The sequence below is a fragment of the Saccharopolyspora terrae genome (genome assembly GCF_004348435.1).
GTDB lineage: Bacteria > Actinomycetota > Actinomycetes > Mycobacteriales > Pseudonocardiaceae > Saccharopolyspora > Saccharopolyspora endophytica.
Window position 1 is genome coordinate 87,116 of record NZ_SMKS01000005.1, and the last position, 15,748, is coordinate 102,863.

At 70.5% G+C, this 15,748-nt stretch carries 13 protein-coding genes; 9 read left to right on the forward strand and 4 right to left on the reverse strand.

Translation table 11 applies throughout. The features are described from left to right. Positions 1-64 precede the first annotated feature (64 nt). Genes E1181_RS05410 through E1181_RS05440 form a run of 7 tightly spaced genes read left to right on the forward strand, consistent with a single transcriptional unit; the run spans position 65 to position 9,100 of the window. Entirely contained in the window at positions 65-856 is a 792-nt protein-coding gene (locus E1181_RS05410) for a TIGR03084 family metal-binding protein (protein ID WP_132672786.1), read from the forward strand. Continuing rightward, on the forward strand, positions 853-2,559 hold the full coding sequence (locus E1181_RS05415) for an acyclic terpene utilization AtuA family protein (RefSeq protein WP_268952430.1): 1,707 nt from the start codon (positions 853-855) through the stop codon (positions 2,557-2,559). Before E1181_RS05410 ends, E1181_RS05415 begins: the two co-directional genes overlap by 4 nt. Then, complete coding sequence (locus tag E1181_RS05420) at positions 2,514-3,704, forward strand: acyl-CoA dehydrogenase family protein (RefSeq protein WP_132672787.1); 1,191 nt, start codon at positions 2,514-2,516, stop codon at positions 3,702-3,704. Before E1181_RS05415 ends, E1181_RS05420 begins: the two co-directional genes overlap by 46 nt. Beyond that, positions 3,701-5,299, forward strand: coding sequence for an acyl-CoA carboxylase subunit beta (locus E1181_RS05425; RefSeq protein ID WP_132672788.1), 1,599 nt, complete (start codon positions 3,701-3,703; stop codon positions 5,297-5,299). Before E1181_RS05420 ends, E1181_RS05425 begins: the two co-directional genes overlap by 4 nt. 12 nt (positions 5,300-5,311) lie before the next feature. Beyond that, entirely contained in the window at positions 5,312-7,306 is a 1,995-nt protein-coding gene (locus E1181_RS05430) for an acetyl/propionyl/methylcrotonyl-CoA carboxylase subunit alpha (RefSeq protein WP_132672789.1), read from the forward strand. Further along, the gene (locus E1181_RS05435; RefSeq protein WP_132672790.1) at positions 7,303-8,463 is read left to right on the forward strand and encodes an acyl-CoA dehydrogenase family protein; all 1,161 of its coding nucleotides are present in this window, start codon (positions 7,303-7,305) and stop codon (positions 8,461-8,463) included. The genes E1181_RS05430 and E1181_RS05435 overlap by 4 nt, the downstream gene beginning before the upstream one ends. Before the next feature lie 28 nt (positions 8,464-8,491). Continuing rightward, a complete protein-coding gene (locus E1181_RS05440; protein WP_207922023.1) occupies positions 8,492-9,100 on the forward strand; it encodes a TetR/AcrR family transcriptional regulator in 609 nt (202 codons plus the stop codon). A gap of 69 nt (positions 9,101-9,169) precedes the next feature. Here the strand turns inward: E1181_RS05440 and E1181_RS05445 are convergent, their stop codons facing one another. Continuing rightward, the gene (locus E1181_RS05445) at positions 9,170-9,628 is read right to left on the reverse strand and encodes a L,D-transpeptidase (protein WP_235876413.1); all 459 of its coding nucleotides are present in this window, start codon (positions 9,626-9,628) and stop codon (positions 9,170-9,172) included. 161 nt (positions 9,629-9,789) lie between these two features. Beyond that, positions 9,790-10,824, reverse strand: a complete 1,035-nt coding sequence (locus E1181_RS05450) for a C40 family peptidase (RefSeq protein WP_132672791.1) — start codon at positions 10,822-10,824, stop codon at positions 9,790-9,792. Positions 10,825-11,292: 468 nt separating this feature from the next. Between E1181_RS05450 and E1181_RS05455 the strand changes: the two genes are divergently transcribed. Then, positions 11,293-12,288: a chitinase gene (locus E1181_RS05455; protein ID WP_132672792.1), complete on the forward strand. Its 996-nt coding sequence runs from the start codon at positions 11,293-11,295 to the stop codon at positions 12,286-12,288. A gap of 17 nt (positions 12,289-12,305) precedes the next feature. Further along, complete coding sequence (locus tag E1181_RS05460; RefSeq protein WP_235876415.1) at positions 12,306-13,265, forward strand: chitinase; 960 nt, start codon at positions 12,306-12,308, stop codon at positions 13,263-13,265. Between the two features lie 48 nt (positions 13,266-13,313). Here E1181_RS05460 and E1181_RS05465 read toward each other — a convergent pair whose 3' ends face one another. Continuing rightward, entirely contained in the window at positions 13,314-14,420 is a 1,107-nt protein-coding gene (locus tag E1181_RS05465; protein WP_132672793.1) for a serine hydrolase domain-containing protein, read from the reverse strand. Further along, positions 14,417-15,733, reverse strand: a complete 1,317-nt coding sequence (locus E1181_RS05470) for a flavin-containing monooxygenase (protein ID WP_132672794.1) — start codon at positions 15,731-15,733, stop codon at positions 14,417-14,419. Before E1181_RS05470 ends, E1181_RS05465 begins: the two co-directional genes overlap by 4 nt. Positions 15,734-15,748 lie beyond the last annotated feature (15 nt).

The window sequence follows — 15,748 nt, forward strand, 5'->3', positions numbered from 1 at the left end:
CTTCGCCCGCTAAACCAATCAAGCGCGCTTGATTTTTCTCCGACGCGGGCCCACCCTGGTCGGCATGGCCAACGTGGGCGCTCTGCTGGACGACATGTGCGTGGAAGGTGACGAGCTCGACGAACTCGTCACTGAGCTGGACGAGGAGCAGTGGGCTCGCCCCACGCCCGCCGAGGGGTGGACGATCGCGCACCAGATCGCCCACCTGGCCTGGACCGACGACGTGGCGCTGCTGTCGGCGACGGATCCCGACGCCTTCGCGGCCGTCGTGGACGAGGCCGCGCGCAACCCCCTCGGCTTCGTCGACGAGGGCGCCGAGGAGCGCGCCCGCGCCCGGCCCGCCGACCTCATCTCGACCTGGCGCCTCGGTCGCGCTCGGCTCGCCGAGACGCTGCGCCGCGTCGAGGACGGGCGCAAGCTCCCCTGGTTCGGCCCGCCCATGGGCGTCGGTTCGATGGCCACCGCGCGGCTGATGGAGACCTGGGCGCACGGTCAGGACATCGCCGACGCGCTCGACGTCACCCGCACGCCCACCGCGCGGCTCCGCAACGTCGCGCACATCGGCGTGCGCACCCGCGACTTCGCCTACGCCACCCACGGCCAGACCCCGCCGGCCGAACCGTTCCGCGTCGAACTGGTCGGCCCCGGCGGCGAGGCGTGGGAGTGGGGCCCGGCCGACGCCGCGCAGCGGATCACCGGTCCCGCGCTGGACTTCTGCCTGCTGGTCACGCAGCGGCGGCATCCCGACGACCTCGCCGTCGAGACCGTCGGAGCCGACGCCGCGCACTGGCTGACCATCGCGCAGGCGTTCGCCGGAGCACCCGGCGAGGGCCGGAAGCCGGGGCAGCACTCGTGATCGGCGCCGACCCCGAACTCCTCCGGATCGGCAACTGCTCCGGCTTCTACGGCGACCGGCTCTCCGCGATGCGCGAGATGCTCACCGGCGGTGAGCTCGACGTGCTCACCGGCGACTACCTGGCCGAGCTGACGATGCTCATCCTCGGCCGCGACCGGCTCAAGGACCCCGATCTCGGCTACGCCAAGACCTTCCTGCGCCAGCTGGAGGAGTGCCTCGGCCTCGCCTCGGAGCGGAGCGTGCGGATCGTGGCCAACGCCGGCGGCGCGAACCCCGCCGGTCTCGCCGCGCGGATCCGCGAGCTCACCGAGCGCCTGGGCCTGGACGTGTCGGTCGCGCACGTCGAGGGCGACGACCTGACCGCGCGCGCCGCCGAACTCGACCTCGGCGCGCCCCTGGTCGCCAACGCCTACCTCGGCTGCTGGGGCATCGCGGAGTGCCTGAACGCCGGTGCCGACGTGGTGGTCACCGGCAGGGTCACCGACGCCTCGGTCATCGTCGGGCCCGCCGCGGCCCACTTCGGCTGGGACCGCACCGACCACGACGCGCTCGCGGGAGCCGTCGCCGCGGGTCACGTCATCGAGTGCGGCACGCAGGCCACCGGCGGCAACTACGCGTTCTTCACCGAGATCGCCGACCTGACCCGGCCCGGGTTCCCGATCGCCGAACTGCGGCGGGACGGTTCGAGCGTGATCACCAAGCACCCCGGCACCGGTGGCGCGGTCACCGTCGACACCGTGACCGCGCAGCTGATGTACGAGGTCCAGGACGCGCGCTACGCGGGCCCGGACGTCACCACCAGGCTCGACACCATCGAGCTCGGCCAGGACGGCACCGATCGGGTCCGGATCAGCGGCACGCGCGGCGAAGCCCCGCCGCCGGAGCTGAAGGTCTCGCTCAACGGGCTCGGCGGGTTCCGCAACGAGATGGCCTTCGTCCTCACGGGTCTGGACGTCGAGGCCAAGGCCGAACTCGCGCAACGCCAGCTCGAAGCCGGGCTGGTCCGGCGACCGACCGAGCTCACCTGGACGCTGTCGCGGCTCGACCGACCTGACGCCGACACCGAGGAGCGGGCCAGCGCGATCCTGCGCTGCGTGGTGCGCGATCCCGACCAGGACGTGGTGGGACGCGCGTTCTCCGGCGTGGCCGTGGAGATGGCGCTGGCGAGCTATCCCGGGTGCAGCCTCACCAGCGTCCCCGGCAAGGCCTCCCCGTACGGGGTGTTCACCGCGGGCTACGTCGACCAGGCCCAGGTGCCGCACGTCGCGGTGCTCCCCGGCGGCGAGCCCGTCGACGTGCCACCGGCCCCGGAGACCCGATCGCTGGAAGCGCTGCCCGAACCCGCCCTGCCGCAACCGCTTCCGGACGGACCCAGCAGGCGGGTCCCGCTGGGCACGTTCGTGGCCGCGCGCAGCGGCGACAAGGGCGGCAACGCCAACGTCGGTGTGTGGGTGCGCACCGAGCAGCAGTGGCGCTGGCTGGCGCACGCGCTCACCGTCGACCGCCTGCGCACCCTGCTCCCGGAGGCCGCCGAGCTGCCGATCACCCGCACGGTGCTGCCCAACCTGCGGGCGCTGAACTTCGTCGTGGAGGGAATCCTCGGCGAAGGTGCGGCGTCCCAAGCCCGTTTCGACCCCCAGGCCAAGGGACTCGGCGAATGGCTGCGGTCCCGGCACATCGACGTTCCGGAGGCGCTGCTGTGAACCCGTGGGACGACGACGAGCGGCGCGTGCTGCGCGACACCGCGCGCCGCTTCGTCGAGACCGAGGTCCTGCCGCATCAGGACCGGTGGGAGCGCGAGGGCGAACTACCGCGTTCGCTGCACGAGAAGGCCGGTGCGCTGGGGCTGCTCGGCGCCGCACTGCCCGTCGAGGTCGGCGGTGGCGGCGGTGACCTCATCGACGCCGCGGTCATCGCCGAGGAGATGCACTACGCCGGCTGCTCCGGCGGCACCTTCGCCTCGCTGTTCACCTGCGGAATCGCGGTGCCGCACATGGCTTCCGCCGGTGATCCGCGGCAGATCGAGCGCTGGGTGAAACCGACTCTGGCCGGGGACAAGATCGGGTCGCTGGCCATCACCGAGCCCGGCGGCGGTTCCGACGTCGGTCACCTGCGCACCCGCGCGGACCGCGACGGCGACCACTACGTGGTCAACGGCGCCAAGACGTTCATCACCTCGGGATGCCGCGCCGACTACGTCGTCACCGCCGTGCGCACCGGTGACGACGGCGCGGGCGGGGTGTCGTTGCTGGTGGTGGAGAAGGACGCTCCCGGGTTCACCGTTTCCCGCAAGCTGGAGAAGATGGGCTGGCACGCCTCCGACACCGCCGAGCTCTCCTTCACCGACGTCCGCGTCCCGGCGGAGAACCTGGTGGGACCGGAGAACTCCGGCTTCCTCCACATCGCCCAGGCGTTCCTCAGCGAGCGCCTCTCGCTGGCGGTGCAGGCCTACGCCAGCGCGCAGCGCTGCCTGGACCTGGCCGAGCAGTGGTGCCGCGACCGCGAGACCTTCGGCCGCGCGCTGATCACCCGGCAGGCCGTGCAGAACACGCTCACCGAGATGGCCCGCAAGATCGACGTCGCCCGCGTCTACACCCGGCGGCTGGGCGAACGCGCCGTCGCCGGTGAGCAGGACCTGACCGTCGAGGTGTGCTTCGCCAAGAACACCGCGGTGGAAACCGGCGAGTGGGTCGCCCACCAGGCGTTGCAGCTGTTCGGCGGGCTCGGCTACATGCGCGAGTCCGAGGTCGAGCGCCAGTACCGGGACATGCGCATCCTCGGCATCGGCGGCGGGACCACCGAGATCATGACCGGACTGGCGGCGAACCGATTGGGGTACCGAGCATGACGATCCTGCGATCCGCGCTGGACACCGGCTCCGGGGAGTACGCCGAGGCCACCCAGGCGATGCTCGACAAGATCGCCGAGGTCGACGAGGCGCACGCGACGGCGGTCGCCGGTGGTGGCCCGTCGAAGGTCGAGCGGCACCGCAAGCGCGGCAAGCTCACCGCCCGCGAGCGCATCGAGCTGCTCATCGACGAGGACTCGCCGTTCCTGGAGCTGTGCCCGCTGGCCGCGTGGGGCAGCGACTTCCAGGTCGGCGCGTCGGTGGTCACCGGCCTCGGCGTCGTCGAAGGCGTCGAGTGCATGATCGTCGCCAACGACCCGACCGTGCGCGGCGGCACCTCCAACCCGTGGACGCTGCGCAAGTCGTTGCGCGCCAACGAGATCGTGGAGCGCAACCGGCTGCCGGTGATCTCCCTGGTCGAGTCCGGCGGCGCGGACCTGCCGACGCAGAAGGAGGTCTTCATCCCGGGCGGCGCGCTGTTCCGCGACCTCACGCGGCTGTCGGCGGCCGGAATCCCGACCATCGCGCTGGTCTTCGGCAACTCCACCGCCGGCGGCGCCTACATCCCGGGCATGTCCGACCACACGGTGATGGTCAAGGAGCGCTCGAAGGTGTTCCTCGGCGGTCCGCCGCTGGTGAAGATGGCCACCGGTGAGGACGCCGACGACGAGTCGCTGGGCGGGGCCGACATGCACGCCTCCGTGTCGGGCTTGGCGGACCACTTCGCCGTCGACGAGCCGGACGCGCTGCGCATCGGCCGCTCCATCGTCAAACGCCTGAACTGGCGCAAGAAGGGACCGACCCCGCGCGCGGAGGTGCGCGAGCCGCTGCACCCGGCCGACGAGCTGCTGGGCGTGGTGCCCACGGATCTGAAGGTGCCGTTCGACCCGCGCGAGGTGATCGCGCGCGTCGTCGACGGCTCCGACTTCGACGAGTTCAAGCCGCGCTACGGATCGAGCCTGGTCACCGGCTGGGCCGAGCTGCACGGATATCCAGTCGGCATCCTCGCCAACGCCCGCGGCGTGCTGTTCTCCGAGGAGTCGCAGAAGGCCACCCAGTTCATCCAGCTGGCCAACCGCGCCGAGACTCCCCTGCTGTTCCTGCACAACACCACCGGTTACATGGTGGGAGCCGAGTACGAGCAGGGCGGCATCATCAAGCACGGCGCGATGATGATCAACGCGGTGTCCAACAGCAAGGTCCCGCACATCTCGCTGCTGATGGGCGCCTCCTACGGCGCCGGCCACTACGGCATGTGCGGCAGGGCCTACGACCCGCGCTTCCTTTTCTCCTGGCCCAGCGCGAAGTCCGCTGTGATGGGCCCCGCCCAGCTCGCCGGAGTGATCTCGATCGTCGGCCGCGCGGCCGCGGAGGCCAAGGGCCAGCCGTTCGACGAGGCCGGTGACGCGGCGATGCGGGAGGCGGTGGAGAACCAGATCGAAGCCGAGTCCCTGCCGATGTTCCTGTCCGGACGGCTCTACGACGACGGCGTCATCGACCCGCGCGACACCCGCTCGGTGCTGGGGATGTGCCTGTCGGCCATCCACAACGCCCCGATCGAAGGCGCCGAGGGCTTCGGCGTCTTCCGGATGTGAGGTCCTGAAGCGATGATCACCCATGTTCTGGTCGCCAACCGCGGTGAGATCGCCCGACGGGTCTTCGCCACCGCCCGCCGCATGGGCCTGTCGACCACGGCGGTCTTCTCCGATACCGACGCGTCCGCGCCGCACGTCGCCGAAGCCGACGTGGCGGTCCGGCTGCCCGGCGACACCCCGGGTGAGACGTACCTGAGGGCCGAGCGGCTCGTGCAGGCCGCGAGGTCCACCGGTGCCGACACCATCCACCCCGGGTACGGGTTCCTCTCGGAGAACGCCGCGTTCGCGCAGGCGGTTTCCGACGCCGGGCTCCGCTGGGTGGGTCCGCCGGTCCAGGCCATCGAGTCGATGGGCTCCAAGGTCGAGGCCAAGAAGCTGATGTCCGACGCCGGGGTCCCGGTGCTGCCCGAGCTGGACCCCGAGTCCGTCACCGAGTCCGACCTGCCGGTCCTGGTCAAGGCCTCCGCAGGCGGCGGTGGTCGCGGCATGCGGGTGGTGCGGACGCTGGCCGAGCTGCCGGAGCAGCTCGACGCCGCGCGTCGCGAAGCCGAGTCGGCCTTCGGCGACCCGACCGTGTTCTGCGAGCGCTACCTGGAGACCGGCCGGCACATCGAGGTGCAGGTCCTCGCCGACGCGCACGGCACGGTGTGGGCGCTCGGCGAGCGCGAGTGCTCGATCCAGCGCAGGCACCAGAAGGTCGTCGAAGAAGCGCCGTCCCCGCTGGTCGAGCGCATCGGCCCGCAGATGCGGGAGCGGCTGTTCGAGTCCGCGCGGCTCGCGGCCTCCGCCATCGGCTACGAGGGCGCGGGGACCGTGGAGTTCCTGGCCGACGAGCGGGGCGAGTTCTTCTTCCTGGAGATGAACACGCGCCTGCAGGTCGAGCACCCGGTCACCGAGAACACCACCGGAGTCGACCTGGTTCGGCTCCAGCTGCAGATCGCCGACGGCCACGCGCTTCCCACCGAACCTCCCGCATCCCGAGGTCATTCGATCGAGGTCCGGCTCTACGCCGAAGACCCCGCGCACGACTGGCGCCCGCAGAGCGGAACGATGGAGCGCATCGAGTTCGGCGACACCGCAGCGGAGTTCACCGTCCTGAGCACTCCGGGGGTCAGGCTGGACTCCGGTTTCGCCGACGGGGACGCGGTGAGCATCCACTACGACCCGATGCTGGCCAAGGTCATCTCCTTCGGCGAGAGCCGGGAGGAAGCCGCGCGGCTGTTGGCCGCGAGCCTGGCGCGAGCCGAGATCCACGGCCTGGTCACCAACCGGGACCTGCTCGTGCGCATCCTGCGGCACCCGGCGTTCCTGGCCGGTGACACGGACACGGCGTTCTTCGACCGCCACGGCCTGCCGGCCCTGTCCCGCCCGCTGGCCACCGACGACACCGCCGACCTCGCCGCGGTCGCCGCCGCGATGGCCGCGGCCGCCGAGAACCGCCTCACCGCGCGGGCCAACGCCCGGATCCCGTCGGGGTGGCGGAACCTGCCGTCGGTGCCGCAGACCAAGACCTACACCTGCGGGGACCGCGAGATCGAGGTGTCCTACCTCGCCAAGCGCACCGGCGTCGAGGTCGCCGACCACCCGGGACTCGCGCTGGTGGAGGCGACCCCGACCCGCGTCGTGCTCGACGTTCCGGGTGAGCACGGCCCGGTCCGCCGGAGCTTCGACATCGCCCGCTACGACGACCGCGTCCACGTCGACTCCCCGCTCGGGCCGGTCGCGCTGGCGCGCGTGCCGCGTTTCACCGACCCCGCCGACCTGGTCACCGAGGGGTCGCTGCTGGCCCCGATGCCCGGCAAGGTCATCCGCCTCGCCGCCACCGTCGGAGACCGCGTCACCGCAGGTCAGCCGATCCTGTGGTTGGAGGCGATGAAGATGGAGCACACCATCGCCGCCCCCGCCGACGGCGTGCTCAGCGAGCTCGACGTCGTCGCGGGGCAGCAGGTCGAGGTGGGAACCGTGCTCGCCGTGGTCGACACCCCGGACACCGAGGAGAACGCATGAGCTTCATCGAGTCCGACGAGCGCAAGGAACTGCGCGCTTCCGTCGCCAAGCTCGCCCAGCGCTACAACCACGTCGACTACGTGCTGCCCAAGGCGCGCCGGCACGAACCGCTCACCGAGCTCTGGTCCGAGGCGGGCAGGCTCGGGTTCCTCGGCGTCAACATCCCCGAGGAGTACGGCGGCGGCGGTGCCGGGATCTACGAACTCGCGCTGGTGCAGGAAGAACTCGCAGCCCAGGGCGCCGGGCTCCTGCTGGTCGTGGTCTCCCCCGCGATCTGCGGCACGATCATCACCAAGTACGGCACGCCCGAGCAGAAGCAGCGCTGGCTGCCCGGCCTCGCCGACGCCACCACCACGATGGTCTTCGCCATCACCGAACCGGACGCGGGCTCGAACTCGCACCACATCACCACCACCGCCCGTCGCGACGGCGACGACTGGATCCTGCAGGGCCAGAAGGTGTTCATCTCCGGCGTCGACCAGGCCGACGCGGTGCTGGTCGTCGCCCGCACCGAGGACTCCCGCACCGGCAAGCTCAAGCCCGCGCTGTTCGTCGTGCCCACCGGCACGCCGAACTTCGTGGCGCAGCCGATGGAGATGGACATCATCGCCCCGGACCGGCAGTTCACGCTGTTCCTGGACGACGTGCGGTTGCCGGCAGACGCGCTGGTCGGCGAGGAGGACGCGGCGCTGATGCAGCTGTTCTCCGGCCTCAACCCGGAACGCATCCTCGGTGCCGCCCTGGCCACCGGCATGGGCCGCTACGCCCTGACCACGGCCGTCGAGTACGCCAACCAGCGGCAGGTCTGGAAGACCCCGATCGGCGCGCACCAGGGCATCGCCCACCCGCTGGCGCAGCACAAGATCGAGGTGGAGCTGGCCAAGGTGATGATGCAGAAGGCCGCCACGCTCTACGACGAGGGCCTGGACCTGGAGGCCGCCGAGGCGGCGAACATGGCCAAGTACGCGGCCGCCGAGGCCAGCATCGCCGCCCTGGACCGCGCCATCCAGACCCACGGCGGTTCCGGCCTGACGGCCGAGCACGGCCTGGCCGCGATGCTCGGGGCCGCCCGTATCGCCCGGGTCGCTCCGGTCAGCCGTGAAATGATCCTCAACTACGTGGCCCAGCACAGCCTGGGCCTGCCGAAGTCGTACTGAGCCGGATCCGGTCAGCACCGGTGGGGGGATGAGCAGAATGTCGTCGCGCGAGCCGAAGCAGGACCGCAGCCGGGCGACGCGGCAACGCCTGCTGGAAGCGACCATCGACTGCCTGGCCGACCAGGGCTGGGAGGCCACGACGGTCACCGCCGCGGCGCAGCGCGCGGGTGTGTCGCGCGGTGCGGCGCAGCACCACTTCCCGGCTCGCGAGGACCTCATCACCGCAGCCCTGGAGCACATGTTCGACGCGCGGATGGCGGAGATCCGCGCCGAGAGCACCCGGCTGCCCGAAGGGCCAGGACGGACCGAGTTCGTGGTCTCCAGGGTCGTCGACCACTACACGGGCGAGCTGTTCAAGGCCGCCCTCCAGGTCTGGACGGCGGCCGCCGCGGACCCGTCCCTGCGGGAGCGGATCGTGCCGCTGGAAGCGAAGTTCGGCCGCACGGTCCACCAGACGGCGATCGAGCTGCTCGGCGCCGACGACACCGACCCGACCACGCGACGTCTCGTCCAGGCCACCCTCGACCTCGCCCGGGGACTCGGCCTCGCCGACGTCCTCACCGACGACTCCGCGCGGCGCCAGAACATCGTCACCCAGTGGGCGGCGACGCTGCACGCCGCCCTCCCCCAGTCCTGAAAGTGACGAAGGGCCCACGACTCCCGCACGTGGTGCGCGAAAGTCACGGGCCCTCCACGGGTTCTCCGCTTACGGGACGACCTGGACCTCGTCGCCGACCTGGAGCTTGTCGAAGAAGACCGTGGAGGACTTCTTCGACAGGTGGATGCAGCCCGCGGAGCGCTCGGTGAGGCTGCCCTGGTGGAACGCGACGCCGGTGTTGGTGAAGAACACCGAGTTCGGCATCGGTGCGTCGAATTCCTTGCTGTGGTGGTCCTTGTCCTTCCACGTCACGTGGAAGACCCCGGCCGGGGTGGGGCTCTCCGGACGGCCGCCGAGCGCCGAGGCCTCGCCGTAGTAGACCTCGCCGGCGCGAATCAGCCACGCGCGGTTCTTCGAAAGGCTCACGCACGCATGCGCGGTCGCCGTGCACGGCGTGCCGGGGACGAGCTCGGGGCCCGGCGCCGGTTGGGCCGCCGCGCTGCCCGCGCCGAGCGGCAGCACGGTGGCCGCAGCGGTCACCGACACCATCGCGATCCTGTTTAACATGGGCTCTCCCAACGTTCTCCGCCTCGCCCGGAACCTCGGTTCACGCGAGGGCGGGACCAGGAACCTGGCTTTCAGTGATCATGCAAGCACACACTGTAGCGGAACCGATTTCGGCGCGGTCGCGAAATGCCGGAACACCACCCGCTGCGCGCAACCGGCCGTCAGCCGGCGACGCGACGCACCGAGTGGACCTCACCCATGTACTCGACCTCTTCGACGGTGACGTCCTGGCCCTCGGTGGGGGCGTGCACGATCTTGCCGTTGCCGATGTAGATGCCGTCGTGGCTGGCGGAGCTGTAGAAGAAGACGATGTCGCCGGGCTTCATCTCCGACTGCGACACCGAACGCCCCGCCGACACCTGCGAGCGCGTCGAGCCCGGCAGGTCGACGCCTGCCTGCTTGTAGGCCCACTGCACCAGGCCTGAGCAGTCGAACTCCTCGGGCCCCTTGGCTCCGAACACGTACGGCGAGCCCTGCTTGCCCAGGGCGGCGTTGACCGCCTTGATCGCCGCACCGGAACCGGTGAGCTGACCCACGGCGCTCTCGACGCCGGACAGCGCGTCCTTGTCCTTCTCGCTGAGCTCGTTGTACTGCTGCTTGACCTTGGCGACCTGGGAGTCCATCTCCTTCTTGCGGCCGGCGATGTCGCCTTCCAGCCGCGCGGCGTCGGACTCGGCCTTGGCGGCACCGGCGCGCGCGTCCCAGGCCTGGCGGCGGGCGCTCTCCGCGCGGTGCGTGGCTTCGGCGTAGGCGTGCACGGACTCGGAGTTGTGCTGCGCCATCAGGTCGAGCGTGGAGGCCCGGTCCAGGAACGCGTCCGGGGTTTCGCTTCCGAGGACCGCAGCGATCGAGTTCATCTGCGAACCCTTGTAGGAGGCCTTGCTCAGCCGGTCGACCTGGCCGCGGAGCTGCTCCTCCTGCACGCGCGCTTCGCCGGCGACCCGGTCCGCCTGCTGGGCTTCGGCGTTGAACCGGTCGAGGTCGTGGCGCTTGGCCGCGTGGTCGTCCTGCGCCTTCTTGTAGTCCTCGGTGATCACCTCGGCCTGGCGGGACAGCTCGCGCAGCTTCTGCGCCGCCTGCGACGCCTCGCCCGACTCGGGCTCGGCGGTGGCCGGGGTGCTGCCGAGCATCACGGTGGAGAGCGCGGCAGCCGCCACCAACGCGGTGCGCCTCGGAGTTGGGTTGGCGTTCGACATGGGGAGCCGATCACTCCTTCGAGTGGGTACTGCGGCAATGGGCGGCCACCCTAGATCCCCGCCGCTGAACCTCCCGGAACCGGGCGAAGCCCCCTTCACCCGGCTGTGCGCAGGAAGAACGGATCAAGTGGCAGGCGGTCGTCCGCGTGGTGAGGACCGCTGGCAGATCGTGATCCTTCGCACCGCTGGAATCCGCTAACGCCGGGCAGCTCCGGAACGACGTGGCGCGGTGTCCGGCGGAACCCGCTGCGGCACGGGGGCGCTGCCGATGGCGCGCCTGGTCCAGAGTCGTTGCGTAGTCCCGCCAAAGTGGTCTAGACCCATTGACTCCGTGGCGTGGTGCACATACTTTCTGCCGCGCCGGTAGCGGAGATCTCCGCAGTGCGAAATCCGGGGCCGAGCGCGCCGCGCTTCCGGATCGATTCACGACCCGACCGACCGGCCGGGTCGCCATGAGGGGAGAACCCTGTGACGAGGAAACCGATCCGATGGGCGGCGCTGGCCGCCGGCCTGCTGATGCTGCCGATCGCCGGAGCCTTGACGGCGCAGGCCGCGCCCGGTGAGCTCAAGGCCGCGCCCTACTACATGCCGCTGGACAACGAACCGCAGGACATCGCCGAGGCGATCCGGGCCAGCGGGCAGAAGGACTACATCTTCGCCTTCGCCCTGGCCCCCTCCACCGACTCCTGCACCCCCACCTGGGACGGCAAGGTCGGTCAGGAGATCGCCACCGACACCGCCGTGAAGGCCAAGGCCGACGCGGTGCGCGCCGCCGGCGGCAACATCTCGGTGTCCTTCGGCGGCTACAACGGCATCGAGCTCGCGACCGCGTGCGCCGACGCCACCGCCCTGGCGGACGCCTACCAGCAGGTCATCGACTCCTACGAGCTGACGCACATCGACCTCGACATCGAGGGCGACGACCTCGGCGACGTCCCCAACGAGACCAAGCGCTTCGAAGCCATCAAGATGCTCAAGGAGCGCAACCCCGACCTGCACGTCACGTTGACGCTGCCGATGACCACCGTCGGCCTCAACGAAGCGGGCAAGGCCGAGATCCAGCGCGCCAAGGACATGGGCGCCGAGATCGACCTGTTCAAGATCATGGACTTCGACTACGGCGGCCCCGGGCAGGACATGGCCAACAGCGCCATCTCGGTCGCCGAGGCGTTCCACAAGCAGCTGCGCGAGCTGCACCCCGAGTTCGACGACGCCGCGGCCTACGCGCGCACCGGCGTGATCCTCATGAACGGTCACACCGACCAGCCGTCCGAGCTGTTCACGCCGGACACCTTCCGCGCGCTGCTGGACTACGCCAAGCAGAAGCAGATCGGCCGCCTCTCCTACTGGGCGCTCAACCGCGACCGCGTCTGCACCCAGCCCGGCGGATGGGCCGACGGCAAGTGCAGCAGCGTCGAGCAGCAGCCCTACGAATTCACCAAGATCATCGCCGAGTTCCAGTGAGCCCCCGGAGTAGCACCGTGCGAATCCCCCGAAAGCTCGTCACCGCCCTGGTCGCGGGCTCGATGCTCCCGCTGGCGGCGGGTTCCGCCCTCGCCCAGGAAGCGCCCGCCGAGATCAAGTCCGCTCCCTACATCGACGTGATGCAGGAGAAGCCCACCCTGGCCGAGGTCGCCAAGGCCACCGGCCAGCAGCACTTCACGCTCGCCTTCGTGCTCGGCAGCGCCGCCGGCTGCACCCCGATGTGGGGTGGCGAGCGGGCCGTCGACGACCCGGCCATCAAGGGCCAGATCGACGAACTGCGCGCCATGGGCGGCGACGTCATCGTCGCCACCGGCGGCGCCATGGGCCCGTACCTGGAGAGCGTGTGCGGCACCGCCGACGAGCTGCTGGGCGCCTACAAGGCGATCCTCGACGCGACCGGCGCCAACCACCTCGACGTCGACGTCGAGGCGACCATCCCGCACGACGTCGTCAACGAGGCGCTCGCCAAGCTCCAGGCCGAGCGCGGCACCAAGGTCAGCTACACCCTGCGCGTCCAGGCCGATGAGACCGGCCTCGACCCCTACTCGCTGCAGGTGCTGCAGAGCGCCGCCGCGCACGGGGTCGACGTGCTGGTCAACCCGATGGCCATGGAGTTCGGCTCGCAGAAGCCGTGGGGCGACGCGGTGATCGCGGCCGCCGAGAGCACCCTGAAGCAGATGAAGGAGATCTGGCCCGACCTCAGCGACGCCGACCTGAAGAAGAAGCTGGGCGTCACGCCGATGATCGGCCGCAACTTCAACGGCAACATCTTCACCCAGGACCACGCCCGCCAGCTGCTGGACTGGGCCAACGCCAACGGGATCGGCCTGCTGTCGTTCTGGTCCGCGGGCCGCGACAACGGCGGCTGCCCGGGCGGCGCGGTGTCGCCGACGTGCAGCAGCATCGAGCAGCAGCCCTTCGAGTTCACCACCATCTTCAAGGGCTTCGGAGCCTGATCGCCGACGACGCCGGCGGCCCCGCGGGTCGCCGGCGTCGTCATGTCCTCAGGCCGCCACGCACTCGTAGGTCGTGCGCACGTACTCGCGGGTCTTGGCCGCCCCGACGAGCTCGGCGGCCATCTTGTTCATCGTGTAGGCCATGGTCATCCGCCGGTCGAGGTCGTTGACCACCACGGCGCCTCCGTGGCCGACCCACCAGCAGATCCGCCCGGACGGCGTGGGCATGAGATCCGGCGTGGGCAGCGCGTACCCCATGCCGAAGGGGATGCGGTGACCGAGAACCCGGTCCGGGGAATCGGATTGGACCTCGAAGATCCGCTCCACGGTCTCCGGCGACAGGTAGGTCCTGCCGTCGAGGGTGCCCCCGTGCGACACCAGCGACTGCAGGCGCGCGACCGAGCGGGCGTTGCCCTGACCGTTGAACCCGCCGAGCTCGGCGCCGAGGAACTCCCGCGTGGTGGTCAGCTTCATCGAGAACAGCGGGTTGAGCAGCGCCCGCTGCCCGAACTCGCCGAGGTCGGGCGCGTGCGGCGGCGACTTGAGGACCCCGACCCGCTCGTCCGCGGATTCCGGTGCGCCGAGCCAGTAATCGGCACCCAGCGGTTCGGCGTAGTCCGTGCGCAGCACGGTTCCGGCGGACCGCCCGGTGACCCGCTGCACGAGCTCGCCGAGCAGGTGGCCGTGGCTGATCGCCTGGTAGCCCGACCCGTTCCCCGGCTCGAACCACGGCTTCTGCGCGGCCAGCAGCGCCGCCGCCCGGCGCGTGTCGTAGAGGTCGGCCACGGTCATCTTCTCGTCCCAGCCCGGAAGTCCGCTGGTGTGCCCGAGAACGTGCCTGACCAGCACCTCGGCCTTGCCCTCAGCGGCGAACTCCGGCCAGTAGCGGGCCACCGGCGCGTCCAGGTCGAGCTCCCCCGCATCGGCCAGGCCGAGCACGACCAGGGCGAGCATCGTCTTGGTCACCGAGAAGGTGTTGACCAGCGTGTCCCTCTCCCACGGCACGCCCTCCCGGGCTTCGCCGCCCCAGATGTCGACCACCACCTCGCCGTCCTGGACGACGCAGATCGAGGCGCCGCGTTCCTCGCCTTCGCCCAACCGGCGTTCCAGGAGGTCGCGCAGCGGCGCGAAGCGGGGTGCGCAGTGACCGTTCATCGGGTGGCTCGCTTTCTGCCTGCGGCGATCTCGCGGTGGAGATCGCGCACGTACCGGGCGAAGTCGAGTTGGATGGTATGCCGAGGAGCGTCGTAGTACTGCCGCAGATGCTTGCGCTCGTCGTGCGCCATCATCCGCCGCATCTCCGCCGTCGCGGGAGCCCGGTACTCGCCGGTGAGGTGCGCGGCGATGAGCTTGCTCTGCTGCTCGGCGAGGTTGACGATCGTCGGTGACGCCTGCGCGAGACCGGCGAAGTACAGGTTGTCGATGCCCGGCTTGAGGATCCGCTTGAACAGCGGGAACCGGTGCTCGGCATCGGGTTGCAGCTCCGGGTCGTCGAAGAACGGGAAGCTCATGTTGTAGCCGGTGGCGAACACGATCACGTCGGCCGCGATCCGGGTGCCGTCGGTGCACTCCACTTCCGAGCCGTCGAGCCGCTCGATGCCGGGAACGCAGGTCAGATCGCCGGAACCCGCCTTGGCCAGGAAGTCGACGCTCACCGACGGGTGCGCGGACAGCGGTTCGTGGTCGGGTTCGGGCAGACCGTAGTCCCGCATCGCGCCGACGTTGCTCTTGATGGCCTTGCGCGCCAGGCGCAGCGCGAGCCGCTTGGGCATCCACGGCGGCATCATCAGCTTGTCGGCCGGCTTGCCGCCCCGATATTTCGGCAGCACCCACACCCCGCGACGTGCGGAAACCCAGACGTGCTCGGCGATGGAGCGGTGCGACAGCTCCGCGGCGATGTCCAGCGCGGAGTTGCCCATGCCCACCACCACGACCCGCTTGCCGCGCATGTCCACCGGTGAGAACGGGCTGCGGTAGGAGTGGCTGTGCAGGGTCGTCCCGTCGAACTCGCCCGGGTACTGCGGGGTTCGCGGGTCCCAGTGGTGACCGTTGGCGACCACCAGCGCGTCGTACTCGCGCGTCTCACCGCTGCTCAGCCGGACTTCCCAGTTCCCACCGGAGGTTCGCCGGGCGGCCTCGACGCGGGTGTTGAAGGTGATGGTCTCGCGCAGGCCGAAGTGCTCGACGTAGTCCCGGAAGTAGCGGTGGATCAGCGTGTGGTGCGGGAAGTCGGGCCACGCACCGGCCGCCGGGAAGTCCTCGAACTGCAACCGGGTGGTCGAGGTGTCGATGTGCAGCGATTCGTAGCAGGCGGAACGGCCGTTGGGGTTGTCGAAGTACCAGTTCCCGCCGATGTCGTCGGACTCTTCGAAGCAGTCGTAGCGAACTCCGGCGTCGCGGAGCCGCTTGGCCGTGGTGAAGCCGGAACAACCGGCGCCGATGATGCAGACCACCGGATCGGAACCCATCGGCAACCTCCTCGT